The organism is Streptomyces sp. NBC_00557, from assembly GCF_036345995.1.
Taxonomy (GTDB): Bacteria; Actinomycetota; Actinomycetes; order Streptomycetales; family Streptomycetaceae; genus Streptomyces.
The window spans coordinates 7,448,032-7,462,599 of sequence record NZ_CP107796.1 but is presented as its reverse complement, the minus strand read 5'-3'; the positions used below and the strand labels follow the sequence as shown (position 1 = coordinate 7,462,599).

General features: G+C 73.2%; 11 protein-coding genes and 1 pseudogene. 6 read left to right on the top strand and 6 right to left on the bottom strand.

The genetic code is table 11. The features are described from left to right. Window positions 1-66: 66 nt before the first annotated feature. The 3 genes from OG956_RS33080 to OG956_RS33070 all read right to left on the bottom strand — a co-directional run bounded on the left by OG956_RS33080 (window position 67) and on the right by OG956_RS33070 (window position 3,448). The gene (locus OG956_RS33080; RefSeq protein WP_330341688.1) at window positions 67-1,326 is read right to left on the bottom strand and encodes an extracellular catalytic domain type 1 short-chain-length polyhydroxyalkanoate depolymerase; all 1,260 of its coding nucleotides are present in this window, start codon (window positions 1,324-1,326) and stop codon (window positions 67-69) included. A gap of 582 nt (window positions 1,327-1,908) precedes the next feature. Continuing rightward, complete coding sequence (locus OG956_RS33075) at window positions 1,909-2,811, bottom strand: universal stress protein (protein WP_330341687.1); 903 nt, start codon at window positions 2,809-2,811, stop codon at window positions 1,909-1,911. A gap of 394 nt (window positions 2,812-3,205) precedes the next feature. After that, window positions 3,206-3,448 (bottom strand): DUF397 domain-containing protein, encoded by a 243-nt coding sequence (locus OG956_RS33070; protein WP_330341686.1) that lies wholly within the window; start codon window positions 3,446-3,448, stop codon window positions 3,206-3,208. Window positions 3,449-3,874: 426 nt separating this feature from the next. On the opposite strand from OG956_RS33070, the gene OG956_RS33065 reads away from it, so the two are divergent. Further along, on the top strand, window positions 3,875-5,602 hold the full coding sequence (locus OG956_RS33065) for a sulfatase (protein WP_330341685.1): 1,728 nt from the start codon (window positions 3,875-3,877) through the stop codon (window positions 5,600-5,602). A 12-nt stretch (window positions 5,603-5,614) separates the two neighbouring features. Here OG956_RS33065 and OG956_RS33060 read toward each other — a convergent pair. Both OG956_RS33060 and OG956_RS33055 read right to left on the bottom strand, forming a co-directional pair. Further along, window positions 5,615-6,319: pseudogene (locus tag OG956_RS33060) on the bottom strand (alpha/beta fold hydrolase); the annotation flags it as partial. A gap of 10 nt (window positions 6,320-6,329) precedes the next feature. Further along, entirely contained in the window at window positions 6,330-7,223 is an 894-nt protein-coding gene (locus tag OG956_RS33055) for an alpha/beta fold hydrolase (protein WP_330341683.1), read from the bottom strand. A 180-nt stretch (window positions 7,224-7,403) separates the two neighbouring features. Between OG956_RS33055 and paaK the strand changes: the two genes are divergently transcribed. The 3 genes from paaK (at window position 7,404) to OG956_RS33040 (ending at window position 10,390) form a co-directional block, all read left to right on the top strand. Further along, complete coding sequence (paaK, locus tag OG956_RS33050; RefSeq protein ID WP_330341682.1) at window positions 7,404-8,708, top strand: phenylacetate--CoA ligase PaaK; 1,305 nt, start codon at window positions 7,404-7,406, stop codon at window positions 8,706-8,708. Window positions 8,709-9,001: 293 nt separating this feature from the next. Beyond that, on the top strand, window positions 9,002-9,334 hold the full coding sequence (locus OG956_RS33045; protein WP_330341681.1) for an ArsR/SmtB family transcription factor: 333 nt from the start codon (window positions 9,002-9,004) through the stop codon (window positions 9,332-9,334). A gap of 165 nt (window positions 9,335-9,499) precedes the next feature. After that, a complete protein-coding gene (locus tag OG956_RS33040) occupies window positions 9,500-10,390 on the top strand; it encodes a TIGR03620 family F420-dependent LLM class oxidoreductase (protein ID WP_330341680.1) in 891 nt (296 codons plus the stop codon). Here OG956_RS33040 and OG956_RS33035 read toward each other — a convergent pair. Further along, window positions 10,387-11,883: an acyl-CoA synthetase gene (locus OG956_RS33035; RefSeq protein ID WP_330341679.1), complete on the bottom strand. Its 1,497-nt coding sequence runs from the start codon at window positions 11,881-11,883 to the stop codon at window positions 10,387-10,389. The two genes, OG956_RS33040 and OG956_RS33035, sit on opposite strands and share 4 nt — an antisense overlap. 200 nt (window positions 11,884-12,083) lie before the next feature. Here OG956_RS33035 and OG956_RS33030 point away from each other — a divergent pair, with 200 nt between their 5' ends. Continuing rightward, entirely contained in the window at window positions 12,084-13,517 is a 1,434-nt protein-coding gene (locus tag OG956_RS33030; RefSeq protein ID WP_330341678.1) for a cytochrome P450, read from the top strand. Then, the gene (locus tag OG956_RS33025; protein ID WP_443065630.1) at window positions 13,501-14,508 is read left to right on the top strand and encodes a (-)-alpha-amorphene synthase; all 1,008 of its coding nucleotides are present in this window, start codon (window positions 13,501-13,503) and stop codon (window positions 14,506-14,508) included. The genes OG956_RS33030 and OG956_RS33025 overlap by 17 nt, the downstream gene beginning before the upstream one ends. Window positions 14,509-14,568 lie beyond the last annotated feature (60 nt).

Sequence of the window (14,568 nt, the reverse complement as noted above, 5' to 3'; positions counted from 1 at the left end):
TGGGGCCGCCATGAAGACGGCCCCGGCAGCGTTGTCGGCCACCATGAATGCACTACTGACCACCCGTCAGGGGCAGCCGTTGTCCGCGATGGTGAAGTAACCCGCGGGCTGCTCCTTGAGTGTGTGGGTGACGAACGTGTTGTACAGGCCCATGTTCTGCTGGGATCCCTTGGCGTAGGTGTAGCCGCCGCTGGTGGTGGCCCTGCCGGCCAGCACCTGGGCGTAGTTGCTCGCCGTCCAGCAGGAGGCGCTGCCGCCACCGCCGCCGCCTCCTCCTCCGCCGCCGCCCGGATCGGCGGTCTCCAGGCCGAAGAACCGCGCGATCCAGTAGCTGGAGCAGATCGACGCCGGGAAGTAGGGCGCGCCCGTGCTGCCGCACTGCTCGGTGCCGGTACCCGGGTCCACGGGGGTGCCGTGGCCGATGCCGGGGACCTTGTCGACCTCGACGGCGACGGTGCCGTCGGCGGCGAGGTACTGGTCCTGCCGGGTGGCGTCGGGACCGATGGCCGTGGTGCGGCTCGGGGTCTGGGTCAGGCCGTGCAGCGCGGTCCACTGGTCGCGCAGCTCCATGGCGTTGCGCGGGACGACGGTGGTGTCCTGGTCGCCGTACCAGATGGCCGTGCGCGGCCAGGGTCCGGCGTACGACGGATCGGCGTCCCGCACCCGCTGCGCCCACGCGTCGGGGCTCAGGTCGACACCGGGATTCATGCAGGTGTAGGGGCTGTTGTCCTTGGTGCAGTCGTAGGGCAGGCCCGCGACGACCGCTCCGGCGGAGAAGACGTCGGGGTAGGTGGCGAGCATGACGGCGGTCATGGCGCCGCCCGCGGACAGACCGGTGACGTAGACGCGCTGGGGGTCGGCGCCGTAGGCGGTCACGGCCTGGCTCACCATCTGCCGGATGGACAGGGCCTCGCCCTGGTCGCGCCGGTTGTCGCCGGCCTGGAACCAGTTGAAGCACTGGCTCGGGTTGTTGGCCGTGGTGGTCTCCGCGAACACCAGCAGGAAGCCGTCCCGGTCGGCGAGCCGGGGCAGGCCGGAGTTGTCGGCGTAGACCTGCGCGTTCTGGGTGCAGCCGTGCAGGGCGACGACCACCGGCGGGTGCGCGGGCAGCGACGCGGGCCGGTAGACGTACATCGTGAGGGCGCCGGGGTTGGACCCGAAGTCGCTCACCCTGGTGAGCGTCACGGACGCCTGGGCGGCGGGCAGGGGTCCGGCCAGCGCGGTGCCGACGACCACGGCGACGACGGCGAGCAGGCGTAGCAGGATGCGGTGGAGGCGGGCGCCGAGCCGGTCTCGGGGTGCGGCGCCGGACGGGGGCAGGGGCATGGGCGGCTCCTTCGCAGGACACGTGTCCCGGCCGCTCGTGCGCGGGGCGGCGCGGGGAGCGCCGGGTGTGGCGGAACCGTACGTACGCCCGGTCTGCGCCACCATGGCGCGGGGCACCACAGTCGTGCCCGCGCCGGTCGGCACCGGACGGATTGCGGGGCGCCGCGCGCTCTGCTAGGGCCTGGCCAAGGATGCGCGGTGTCACCCGGGGCGAGGCCGGACCGCGTACCCGGCCGGAAGGCGGCCGGGCACGGACCACCTGCCCCGAGACCGGCCTGGTCCCCCAGGCCCGGCAGACCGGCATCATCCTCGAAGCCCGGCAGACGGACGTGGTCGCAGGGCCCGGGGCCGGGGACGCCGCGCGTGCTCCCGGCAGTTCGGGGCCGCACGTGCTCCCGGGCGCTCGGGGCCGTGCGTGCCCCCAGCAGCTCAGGGCCGCACGTGCTCCCGGGCGCTCGGGGCCGTGCGTGCCCCGGGCGCTCGGGGCCGTGCGTGCCCCGGGCGCTCGGTGCCGCGCGTCCCCCCGGCACCTCGGGGCCGTGCGTACTCCCGGCCGCTCGGGGTCGCGCGTGTCCGGGTCGCTCAGGCCTCGCCCGGCGGCGGGGGCACCACCGCGACGGGGCTGGCCGCGTGCAGCAGGACCGCCTGGGTCACCGAGCCCATCATGCGGGCGGGTGCGAGCAGTCGGCGCCGGTGCCGGCCGACGACGACCAGTTCGGCGTCCTTGGAGGCGGCGACGAGCCGGCCGGCCGCGTCGCCGGGCAGCGCCTCGGCGTCGGCGCGGACGTCGGGGTGCCGTTCGCGGTGCGGGGCGAGGAAGCCCTCGGCGAGGACCCGGGTCTCGGCCTCGACGGCCGCCTGGTCGATCACCGGCGGCACGAGCTGGCCGGGCGCGGACCAGGTCTGCACCGGCCAGGGGTAGGCGGCGATCACCTGGAGACGGGCGCCGCGCAGGGCGGCCTCGGTGAAGGCGAAGGAGAGGGTGGCATCGTCGGGGCTGTCCGCGTGCAGGCCGACGACCACCCGGGGGCCTGGCTCGGCCGGCCCCTCGCCGTGCACCTCGCGGCCGGGCCGGGGCACGATGACGACCGGGCACTCCGCGTCCCGGGCGGCGGCGAGGCCGTTCGAGCCGAGCAGCAGGCTGGCGAAGCCGCCGCGGCCCCGGGAGCCGAGCACCAACAGCTGGGCGTCCGCACCGAGTTCGGGCAGCACGGCGCCCGGTACGCCCTCCAGGGCGACGTACTCGACCGCCGGCCCGGCGCCGCGATCGGCGAACCGGGCCCGCACGTCGTCCAGGACCGGGTCGCCCTCCGTCTCGGGCGGCGCGGCGACCAGCACGTCGGCCTGGCCCCAGGCGGCGTACTGCCGTACGTGCACCACGCGCAGGGGTGCGGCGCGACGGCGGGCGGCGTCGGACGCCCACTCCAGCGCGCGCAGGCTGTCCTCCGAGCCGTCGACCGCGGCGATGACCGGCGCAGTGCTCATCGTCCCTCACCTTCCGCCACACGCTTCTCCTTGCCCGGGCCAGCCTGACGCAGGCCGCGTCCCCAGCGGGTCCCTGCCGGTCGCGTGTCCGGAAATCCGCGTGGAACACACCCGGTTCGGCTGCCGGTGTCCGCGGGGGACGGGTTCGGCGCGGGGTGGTGCGGTGCGGTCTGACTGCCGTGCGGCGCGGTGCGAGTACCGTGCGGTGCGTCCCGGTGCCGATGCGGGCGCGCGGCACGGATGCGGCGCGAGGCGGAGGCGGTGCGGCGCGGATGCGGGTGCGGCGCGGCACGGATCCGGGTGCGATGCTGCCGGCGTCCGAGCGGCTCGCGTCCGGCGCCGGTGCCGTCGATCGCGCCGCCGTGTCCTCGCGCCGCCGTGCCTCCGTGCCGGCTCAGGTGAGGTCGAACTCCCCTTCCCGGGCTCCGGAGACGAAGGCGCCCCATTCCGCGGGCGTGAAGATCAGGGATGGGCTCTCCGGACGGCCGCTGTTGCGCATCGCGATGAAGCCCTCGACGAAGGCGATCTGGACATCGCCCAGTCCTCGGCTGCTGGACTGCCACTCGGCCTTGCTGAGATCCAGCTCCGGCTTGTCCCAGCCCGCGAGCGGGTGCTGCTGGATGGTGCTCTCGGCCACGTCCGTGCTCCTCCCGGTTCCGTCGTCCGCGGGTCAGCCTAGCGACCGCTCACGATGCCCGACAGGGCACGTCGGGAGGACTTTCCGGACTCCGGTGGCTCCGCTCCCCCGGGCCCTGCGGAGAGGCCAACTCCCTTACGGGGGCGGTGGCTCCGGTGACGCGCGAGCCGGTCGCCGTGGAGGGGGGCAGCGCGGCGAGAGTGACTGCGGTCGGCGCGCGGAGGCGGCGGTGGCGGCCGACCGCCGGCGGCACCCGGGCGTATCCGGCCCGCACCACACCGTAGGGCTACTCTCTGCGCGCGATCGACCTTGTTCGACTACGTTGGGTGACTGTCGGTCGGACGAGTGGTGCCGGTCCCGACCTTCCGCACCGGCACAGGACCACGCACGGAAGGACTCCGGGTGTCTCACCACACGCCTAGTCACTTGCCGGGGAACACGGACGACGAGACGGACGCAGGGCCGACGGAGCCGGAGCGCGGCACCGGGCCGGTGGGGGGAGCGGCTGCCGGCGCCCGGCCGCCCGGACGGCGGGCCCGCCTGGTGCGGGGTGTGGCCGTGGGGTCGGCCGTCCTCGCCGTCGCCGTGCTGCTCGCCGCACTGCTGCTGCCGGACCGGCCCGACCGTCTCGGGCCCGCCGCGTTCGTGCGGCTGCCTGCCGAAGGCATCCTGCTCGCCGCCGTGCTGCTGGTGGTGCCGCCGCGGGCGAGGCGGGCCGGGGCGGCGGCCACCGGCGTGCTCATCGGGCTGGTCACGCTGGTCAAGTGCCTGGACATCGGCTTCTATTCGGTGCTGTACCGCCCCTTCGACCTGGTGCTCGACTGGGGCCTGCTGGGCAACGCGGCGGACTATGTCCGGGACACCTCGGGCCGCGCGGGCGAGCTGGCCGCCGTCGCCGGCGCCGTGTGCCTCGCGGTCGCCGTCCTCGTCCTCACCGCGGGCGCCGCGCTCCGGCTGAGCACGCTGCTGGTCCGGCACCGCGCGCGGTCGGTCCGCGTGGTCCTGCTGCTGGGCACCGCCTGGATCACCTGCGTCGTGTTCGGGCTGCGGACGGGCGCCGGTCCCGTCGCCTCGACGCTCGACGCGGGGCTTCTCGGCCAGCGCGCCACGCAGGTCCGCGCCTCCCTCGCGGACGCCCGCCTCTTCCGGCGCGAGGCCGCGCACGACGCCTTCGCCCACACGTCGCCCGGCCGGTTGCTGACCGCTCTGCGCGGCAAGGACGTGCTGTTCACGTTCGTCGAGAGCTACGGCCGTTCGGCGATCGAGGACCCGGAGATGGGCCCGCGGATCCAGAAGGTCCTCCAGGAGAGCGGCGACACCCTCAAGGCCGCCGGGTTCCGGGCGCGCAGCGGCTGGCTGCGCTCGCCGGTCACCGGCGGCGGCAGCTGGCTCGCCCACTCGACCTTCCTGTCCGGCCTGTGGATCAGCAACCAGCAGCGGTTCCGCACCCTCACCTCCAGCGACCGGACCACCCTCACGGGCGCTTTCCGCAGCACCGGCGCCTGGCGCACGGTCGGCGTCGTGCCGGGGGTGCTGGTGGCCTGGCCGGAGGGCCGGTTCTTCGGCCTGGACCACGTCTACGACGGCCATCACCTCGACTACCGCGGCCCGGACTTCGGCTGGTCCCAGGTGCCGGACCAGTTCGCCCTGCAGACCTTCCAGCGGCGGGAGTTCGGCAAGCCGGGCCGGGGCCCGCTCATGGCGGAGATCATCCTCACCTCCAGCCACTATCCCTGGGCGCCCGTGCCCCGCATGGTCGACTGGGCGAAGCTGGGCGACGGCTCGGTCTTCCAGCGGATCAGGAGCGAGGGCAGGACCCAGGACGAGGTCTGGCAGACCCCCGAGAGCGTGCGCACCGCCTACCGCGACTCCGTCGCGTACTCGCTGAACAGCCTGGTCGGATTCCTGCGCCGCTACGGCAACCGGAACACGGTGCTGGTCTTCCTGGGCGACCACCAGCCCGTGCCGGCCGTCACCGGGAACAGCCCCCGCAAGGACGTGCCCGTCACCCTCGTCGCCCGCGATCCCAAGGTGCTGGACCGGATCTCCGGCTGGGGCTGGACGGAGGGCCTGAAGCCCGCCCCGGACGCGCCCGTCTGGGCGATGGACCGCTTCCGCGACCGGTTCCTGAAGGCGTTCGGGCCGCGGCCGTAGCCCTCGGTCGCTTCAGCGGTCGAGGAACTCCCGCAGCACGGCGAGGAACTCCTCCGGACGGGTTTCGTGCACCAGGTGCCCCGCGTCCACCGTCACCAGCGACGCGCCCGGGATCTGGCCGGCGAGCTGCGCCACCTGATCCTGCGGGATGGGGCTGGTGGGACCGCCGCCGATGACCAGCGTCGGCATGGTGATCCGGTCCATGTGGTCCCACCACACAGGATCGGGGGCGTTGCGCTGCTCGTCGGTGGCGCGCACCATCGCCCAGTCGAACGGCAGATCTCCCTCGGGCCGTTCGGCGGGCGGCCGGGGCGGGTCGAGCGGCACCGGTGCGCAGACGTCCTCCAGCACCAGCCGCCGTACGGCGCCGGGATGACGCTGGGCCAGCAGATAGGCGACGATGCCGCCCAGCGAGTGGCCCACGAGGTCGACGCCGTCCAGGCCGAGGGCGGCCAGCAGGGCGTGGACGTCGTCGCTCATCGCCTCGGCCCGGTAGTCCCCCGGCCAGGTACTGCGTCCGTGACCGCGCAGGTCCGGGGCGTGCACCCGGCGCGGACGCGGGGGCGACGCCAGCCGCTCGGCGATGTGCGTCCAGTCCGCGCCGTCGGCGCCCCGGCAGTGCAGCAGCACGACCGGCGGGGCCTGCGCCGGGCCCCAGGACCGGCAGGCGAGGGTGATGCCGTTCGCCTCGATGGTGTACGGCGCCGTGGTGTCCATGCCCGGCACGCTAGCGGGGCGGTCGCGCCCCGGCCGCCCACTCTGCCGAGGACAGAGCCGCGCCCGCCGGTCGCCCGAGGAAGGCGAGGGTGCGCTCGCGGAACCACTCCGGGTCGTCCAGCCAGGGGTAGTGGCCGGCGCCCGGCTGGACGGCGACCTCGGCGTTCGGGAAGGCCTCGGCCGCTCGGCGGACGAGGTCCGGGCGGGGGCCGCCGTCGAGTTCCCCGGCGTGGAGGAGGACCGGCGCGGTCAGCCGGGCGAGTGCGGCCCGCGTCGCGTCCGGGGTGAAGGCGCCGTCGGCGAAGTAGCGCTCCCCCGCCTCCTCGTTGGTCTGCTCGACGTCGGCGTCCGCGTGCGCCCTGGCGGTGTCGTCCCAGCGGCCGTAGAAGAACGGCAGGAAGACGTCGTCGAAGTCGGCCTCGCCCGCCAGCCAGGCCCGGAAGGCGGGGAACGCCTGCGCGAACCACCGCTCGTCCGCGCGCAGCCGGGCCGCGGCCAGCCGGTCCTCGGGCGTCGCCCGCAGGCCCAGCGCGGACGGGTTGGGCGTGATCAGGAGCAGCCGCCGGATCCGCTGCGGGTGGCGGGCCGCGTAGAGCACGGCCAGGGCCGCGCCCGCCGAGTGGGCGAGCAGGTCCATGCGCTCCAGCCCCAGGTGCGCACGCCACAGCTCCACGTCGGCGACCATGCGGTCGCAGCGATACGTCGCCGGGTCCGCCGGCGGCCCGGAGTCGCCGGTGCCCCGCAGGTCCAGCAGGGCCAGGCGTCGGTGAGCGGCCAGCCCGCCGAGGTCTCCGAGGTAGGCGGAGGCCCGCATGGGCCCGCCGGGCAGGACGGCGAGCGGTTCGCCGTCGCCGCGCAGGTGATAGGCGAGCCGGGTGCCATCGGGTGTGGTGAGGGTTGGCATGGCCTGATCATGTCGGTCCGCCCCGGCACGCCGCAACGCGTTACCCCTCGGAGCGCCGGGTGCGGAAAAAATCCTCGTCGGCCTCTTGCCTGCGGCGCCATGGACTGTATTACTGACCCCGGACGGAATCGACCGAATGATCGGTCGTCCGGAATGGGAGTGCGGCGAGGAGACGACTCGATGGCGGATGCGACGGACCTGCTGGACGCGGGTGAACGGCTCGGGCACGAGGAGCTGCGCGAGCTTCAGCTGGAGCGGCTGCGCGCCTCACTGCGGCACGCCTACGCCAACGTGCCGTTCTACCGGGAGTCCTTCGACAAGGCCGGCGTACGCCCCGAGGACTGCCGTTCCCTCGCCGACCTGGCCCGTTTCCCCTTCACCACCAAGGCCGACCTCAGGGAGAACTACCCGTACGGCATGTTCGCCGTGCCGCGCGAGCGGATCCGCCGGCTGCACGCCTCCAGCGGCACCACGGGACGCCCCACGGTGGTGGGCTACACGGACAACGATCTCTCCATGTGGGCCGACATGGTGGCGCGGTCGATCCGCGCGGCCGGCGGGCGGCCCGGTGACATCGTGCATGTGGCGTACGGCTATGGGCTGTTCACCGGCGGCCTGGGCGCCCACTACGGCGCCGAACGCCTCGGCTGCACGGTCGTCCCGGCCTCCGGCGGGATGACGGCCCGTCAGGTGCAGCTGATCCAGGACCTCCGGCCGGCCGTCATCATGGTGACCCCCTCCTACATGCTCACCCTGCTCGACGAGTTCGAACGGCAGGGCGTGGACCCGCGCGGCACCTCACTGCGCGTGGGCGTCTTCGGGGCCGAACCCTGGACCGAGCAGATGCGGCGCGAGATCGAGGAGCGGTTCGCCATCGACGCCGTCGACATCTACGGCCTCTCCGAGGTGATCGGCCCGGGCGTGGCGCAGGAGTGCGTGGAGACCAAGGACGGGCTGACCATCTGGGAGGACCACTTCTACCCGGAGGTGGTCGACCCGATCACCGGCGAGGTGCTCCCGGAGGGCGAGCGCGGTGAGCTGGTCTTCACCTCCCTGACCAAGGAGGCCATGCCGATCGTCCGGTACCGCACCCGGGACCTGACCCGGCTGCTGCCCGGCACGGCGCGGGTCTTCCGGCGCATGGAGAAGATCACCGGGCGCAGCGACGACATGGTGATCCTGCGCGGGGTCAACCTGTTCCCGACCCAGATCGAGGAGATCGTGCTGCGTACGCCCGGTGTGGCGCCCCACTTCCAGCTCCGGCTGACCCGGGAGGGCCGCCTTGACCGCCTGACGGTCCGGGCCGAGGCCCGCCCGGACGCGGGCCCGGAGGCGCGGGAACTGGCGGCCCGGTCCATCGCCGCGGCCGTGAAGGACGGGATCGGGGTCTCCGTCGACGTGGAGATCGTGGAGCCGGAGTCGCTGGAGCGGTCGGTGGGCAAGATCCGCCGCATCGTCGACCTGCGGCCACGGGCGGCCGGGTAGGCGGGCGGGGGCCGTCCGGAGCCGCCCCGGCCACCGGGCACGTGCGGGGCAGGGCCGGCGGGCGGGCGGCCACACTCGCCTCGACCACCGAGCAAGGGAGCGCCCGCAGTCGGTTCGACTCCCTGGCAAGGGGGCGCCCGCAGTCGCCTCGACCACCGGGTCAAGGGAGCGCCTGCAGTCGCCCGCCTCGACTCCCTGGCGCGGGAGCAGCCTCAGGCGGCTCGGCTGCGAGGCAAGGGGCCGGTCGTATCGACGTACCGCGAAACGTCGCAGCAGCCCTATACTCCGGATCCATGACGGACACCGCCCCCACCCCGGACCCGCACCTGGTCAACGCGCTGCGGGCGCTGTCCAATCCGATGCGGCTGCAGATGCTGCGCTGGCTGCGCGAGCCCGAGCGGCACTTCCCCATGGAGACGGCCATCGCCGATCCGGCCGAGGTGGGTGTGTGCGTGAGCCACATCCAGGCCAAGGCGGGCCTGGCCCAGTCGACCGTGTCGGCGTATATGGCCGAACTCCAGCGCGCGGGCCTGGTCCGGGCCACCCGCGTGGGCAAGTGGACCCACTACAAGCGGGACGAGCAGCGCATCGCCGACCTGGTCAGGGAGCTGGGGCAGACGCTTTAGACCGGCGAGCCCCTCCCCTCGCACCCCCCTCTCGCGATCCCCGCGTCCGCTCCCCTCCCCCCGCCCCCGCCACGCCGGCTCCCCGCTTGCGCATCGTATCGAGATTCTGCGATATTTCGAATCGAGCAACGGGAATCGTTCGATCCATCTCGCGAGGGAGCACCCATGAACCTCGGAACGTTCGGGATCTACACCTTCGACTTCGAGCACCAGCCGGCCGCGCGGATCCGGGACTCGGTCCAGGAGCTGGAGGACCTCGGCTGGCGGGCCGTATGGATCCCGGAGGCGCTCGGGCGGGACGCGTTCACGCACGCCGGGTATCTGCTCGCGTCCACGCAGCGGCTCGTCGTCGTGAACGGTATCGCGCGGATCTGGTCCCGGGAGGCGACCTGGACGCACGGCGCCTCGGTGCTGCTGGCGGACGCCTATCCGGGGCGGCACGTGCTCGGCCTGGGCTTCGGCGGGCAGCCGCGCGCCGGGGTCAAACCGCTGGCCGCGATGGCCGGGTATCTGGACGCACTGGACGCCATGGAGAGCCCGAATCCCGGCCCGGCCCAGCCGGTGCGGCGACTGCTGGCCGCGTACGGCCCGAAGATGCTGGAACTGGCCCGTGACCGCGCCGAGGGCGCCCACACCTACCACGTGAACACGGCCCACACCACGCAGGCCCGGCAGATCCTCGGCGCGGACGCCTTCCTCGCCGTCGAGCAGGCGGTGCTGTTCGAGACCGACCCGGCCCGGGCCCGCGCCCTCGCCCGCGAGCACCTCGCCGGCTACCTCGAAACCCCGTACAACATCGCGAAGTTCCGCCGGCTCGGATACACCGACGACGACCTCTCCGGCGGCGGCAGCGACCGGTTCGTGGACGACCTGGTGTTCTGGGGCGACCCGGAGACGGTCGTGGGCAAGCTGCACGGGCACGTGGAGGCGGGCGCCGATCATGTCGCGGTGCAGGTGATCGGTGTCGAGCCGGGCGGATCGGCACTGCCGCACTGGCGGGTGCTGGCCGACGCCCTGCAGCCCGGCAAGGCGCCGGCCGGCCAGGGCCTCGGCTAACCGCCGAAGCGGTCCCGCAGTGCGCGCTTGAGGATCTTCCCGCTGGCGTTGCGCGGCAACTCGTCGACGAACAGCACCCGTTTGGGCGCCTTGAAGGGAGCGAGCTTCGACTTCACGTGCGCGATCAGCTGCTCCTCCGTCACCTCGCCGCGCGGGACGACGACCGCCGTGACGGCCTCGATCCACCGCTCGTCGGGCAGGCCGATCACGGCGGCCTCGGCGACCGCCTCGTGCGTGTAGAGGGCGTCCTCGACCTGGCGTGACGCCACCAGGACGCCACCGGAGTTGATGACGTCCTTCACCCGGTCCACGATCGTGAAGTAGCCGTCGGCGTCGCGCACCGCGAGGTCCCCGGAGTGGAACCAGCCGCCCCGGAAGGCCTCGGCGGTCTCCTCCGGCTTGTCCCAGTAGCCCTCGCACAACTGCGGTGAGCGGTAGACGATCTCACCGGGGGTGCCGTCGGGCACGTCCTCGCCCTTGTCGTCCACCACGCGGGCGTCCACGAACAGCACGGTACGGCCGCAGGAGTCGAGCCGGCCCTCGTGTTCGTCGGGGCCGAGCACCATGGCCAGCGGGCCGATCTCGCTCTGCCCGAAGCAGTTGTAGAACGCCAGCCGCGGCAACCGCTCGCGCAGCCGCTCCAGCACCGGCACGGGCATGATCGAAGCGCCGTAGTACGCCTTGCGCAGCCCGTCGAGGTCGCGGGTGGCGAAGTCGGGCCGGTTCGCCAGGCCGATCCACACCGTGGGCGGCGCGAAGAGGCTGTCCACCCGCCCGGTCTCGATCAGCTCGAACAGCCGGTCCCCGTCGGGTGCGTCCAGGATGATGCTGGTCGCGCCGACCGCGAGACAGGGCAGCAGGAACACGTGCATCTGGGCCGAGTGGTACAGCGGCAGCGCGTGCACCGGCCGGTCACCGGCGCTCAGGTCGAGCGCGGTGATCGCGCTCAGGTACTCGTGCACCAGGGCCCGGTGGGTCATCATGGCGCCCTTGGGCAGGGCGGTCGTACCGGAGGTGTACAGCAGCTGCACCAGGTCCTCGGTGCGGGGTTCGGGGCCGTCGTACGGCGGCGCGTCCGCCAGCCGCGTGAGGAGTGAGTTATCGGCGTCCCGCAGCGGCAGCACCCGTACGCCGTCCGGCAGCCGGCCGGCGAGGTCCGGGTCGGCGAGGACGAGGGTGCTGCCGGACTGGCCGACGAGGTACGCCAGGTCGTCACCGGTCAGGTTCTGGTTCACCGGCACATGGACCAGGCCGGCGCGGGCGCAGGCGAGGAAACCGATCAGGTAGGCGTCGGAGTTGTGGCCGTAGGCGCCGACCCGGTCGCCGGGCGTGAGGCCGTGCGCGAGCAGTACCGAGGCCGCCCGGGAGACCGCGGCGTCGAGTTCGCCGTACGTCCAGCGGCGCTCGCCGTACTCCACCGCGAGGCGGGCCGGGGTGCGCCGGGCGCTGCGCCGCAGCACCCCGTCGACCGTGCTGCCGTGTCCCTGGGTCATGGCTCAGGATCCTGGAGCCGGCGCGAAGACAGGTCAAGCACGCGCCGGATTCAACTTTTTGCTTCCGTGTGCTCCCGTGCGCCCCTGTGCAGAAAGGTTTCCGATAAACGCGCGCCGATGAACCTGGGCAAGAGCAGGTGGCAGTTCAACTCCGAAAGAACTCAACACGTTTCGCGTGTCACATCGGTCAGGAGATACCCATGAGCCGTACTGAGCCCGAACAGAACCGGACGTGGACGACAGGTACTGCTCCCGGCATATTCCCGTTCCTCGGTCACGGTATCGCCTTCTACCGCCGGCCGCTGGCGTTTCTGAATTCTCTGCCCGCGCACGGGGATCTGGTCGAGATACGGCTGGGTCCGCAGCGCGCCTGGATGGTGTGCCACCCCGAGCTGGCGCACGAGGTGCTCATGGACCCGCACACGTTCGACAAGGGCGGCCCGCTCTACGACAGGCTCGGCAAGCTGATGGGCGACGGCCTGGTCACCTGCCGCCAGACGGCGCACCGGGACAAGCGCAGGCTGCTGCAACCCGCCTTCCGGCCCTCCCATGTCACCGTCTACACCGGCCTCGTCACCGAGGAGGCCGAGGCGGTGTGCCGCGCCTGGCAGCCGGGCCGTACGGTGCCCGTCACCGAGGCGATGACGGCTCTGACGACCCGCGTGATCAGCCGGGTCCTGCTCTCGGACTCGCTGGACGACGCGACGGCCGCGGAGGTGCGGCACTGCCTCACCGACGTCGTCCGCGGCCTGTTCGTCCGCACGGTCGTGCCGATCGACGCCCTCTTCCGGCTCCCCACGCCCGCCAACCGCCGCTACCGCCGCGCGCTCTCCCGCCTGCACGCGATCATCGACGCGGCGATCGCACAACGGCACGGCGGCGCCGAGCACGACGACGTGCTGGGCGCCCTGCTCGCGGCCGCGCACGGCACCGGCACGGCCAAGCCGATCAGCGACCAGGAGGTGCACGACCACCTGATCACGCTGCTGCTCACCGGCGCCGAGACCCAGGCGCTGGCCCTGGCCGCCGCCTTCAGCCTGCTCGCCCGCCATCCGGAGGCGGAACGCCGCCTGCACGCCGAGGTCGACGCCGTCCTCGCCGACGGCCGGCCCCCCGGCCCCGACGACCTGCCCCGTCTCGCCTACACCCGGTGCGTCGTCTCCGAGACCCTGCGCCACTCGTCCCCCGGCTGGCTGTTCACCCGCGTCACCACCAGGGAGACGGAACTGGCCGGGCGCCGGCTGCCCCAAGGGGCCACCGTCCTGTACAGCCCCTATCTCCTGCACCACGATCCCGCCTCCTTCCCCGACCCCGAGCGCTTCGACCCGGACCGCTGGCTGCCGGGGCGGCCCACCGCGGCACAGCGCCGCGCGATGATGCCGTTCTCCGCGGGCAGCCGTAAGTGCCTCGGCGACGAGTTCGCCATGGTGGAGGCCACGGCGGCACTCGCGACCATCGCGCACCGCCGGCGGCTGCGCCATCTGCCGGGCCGTGTGGAACGGCCTCCGCGTCCCGGCATCACGATGGGGCCGCGGTCGTTGGTGATGGTCTGCGAGGACCGTGCAACGTCAACAGCGGCCCGTCGCGCGTCGGATTCCCGGAGGGCAGGTGACCACGTTGTCGGCAACGCATGAGGACATCCCGGTCGGCGTACCGGCCCGCGCCGCGCTCCTCAATCTGGGGGACCTGATCGACGCCCGTCTCCACATGCCTTTCCCCTGCCTGCGCAATCCCCATGAAGCCGAAGCCGCCGCCGGCGTCGACACGTGGCTGAGCAAGTGCGGGCTCAGCGACGAACCGGGGGTGACGGCCATGATCGCCCGCACGCGCCCCGCCGAACTCGCGTCCTGCAACAGCCCGACGATGGATTCCGGGCTCCTGCAGATCATGGCCAATCAGATCGCCTACCAGTTCGTCTACGACGACCGCGCCGAGGACCTCGGCCGGCGCTGTCCGGACCGGCTCCTGCCGATGCTGTGCGAAAGCATCTCGATCCTGCGGGACGGCCGGCCGCCCAGCACCCCCCTCGGAGCGGCTCTGTCCGATCTCCACCGGCAGGTCCGTGAGCGGTGCACTCCCGCGCAGGCCGCGCGATGGGCCTGGAAGAGCCGCGAATACGTGCACGGCCTGCTGTACGAAGCAGTGGCGCAGACCCGGCCCGCTCGCCTGCGGACCGAAGTCTGCACCGCCATACGGTCGCTGACCGCGGGCATCGAACCGTTCTACCCGCTGTCCGAGGCCGCCCAGCCCCAGGAACTGTCCCCGGACGAACTCCACCACCCCCTCGTCCAGCGGCTTGGGCGCCTGTCGGCCGACGCGGCGGTGTGGATTCCGGACCTGTTCTCCGCGGTGAAGGAACAGCGGGCGGGCGACATGATCAACCTGGCCCTGGCCCGGCAGCGCGAACACCGATGCTCGCTGCAGGCCGCCGTCATCCTGGCCATCCGGCAGATCAACAGCACGATCGAGGAGGTCCAGAAGCTCCGTGCAGAGGTCGAACCGGAACTGAGCCCCGCCGGCATCGGCTACGTGGACGGCATGATCGGCTGGATCAGCGGGTGTTACCACTGGTCCCGCACCGTGCCGCGCTACGCCGATGTGGCCTCGGTGCCCGCCCTGCCGTAACGGGTCCCGGCGCCCTCCGAGAGGAGCGCATCCACGCTACCTACCCAGCGAGCGGCATTG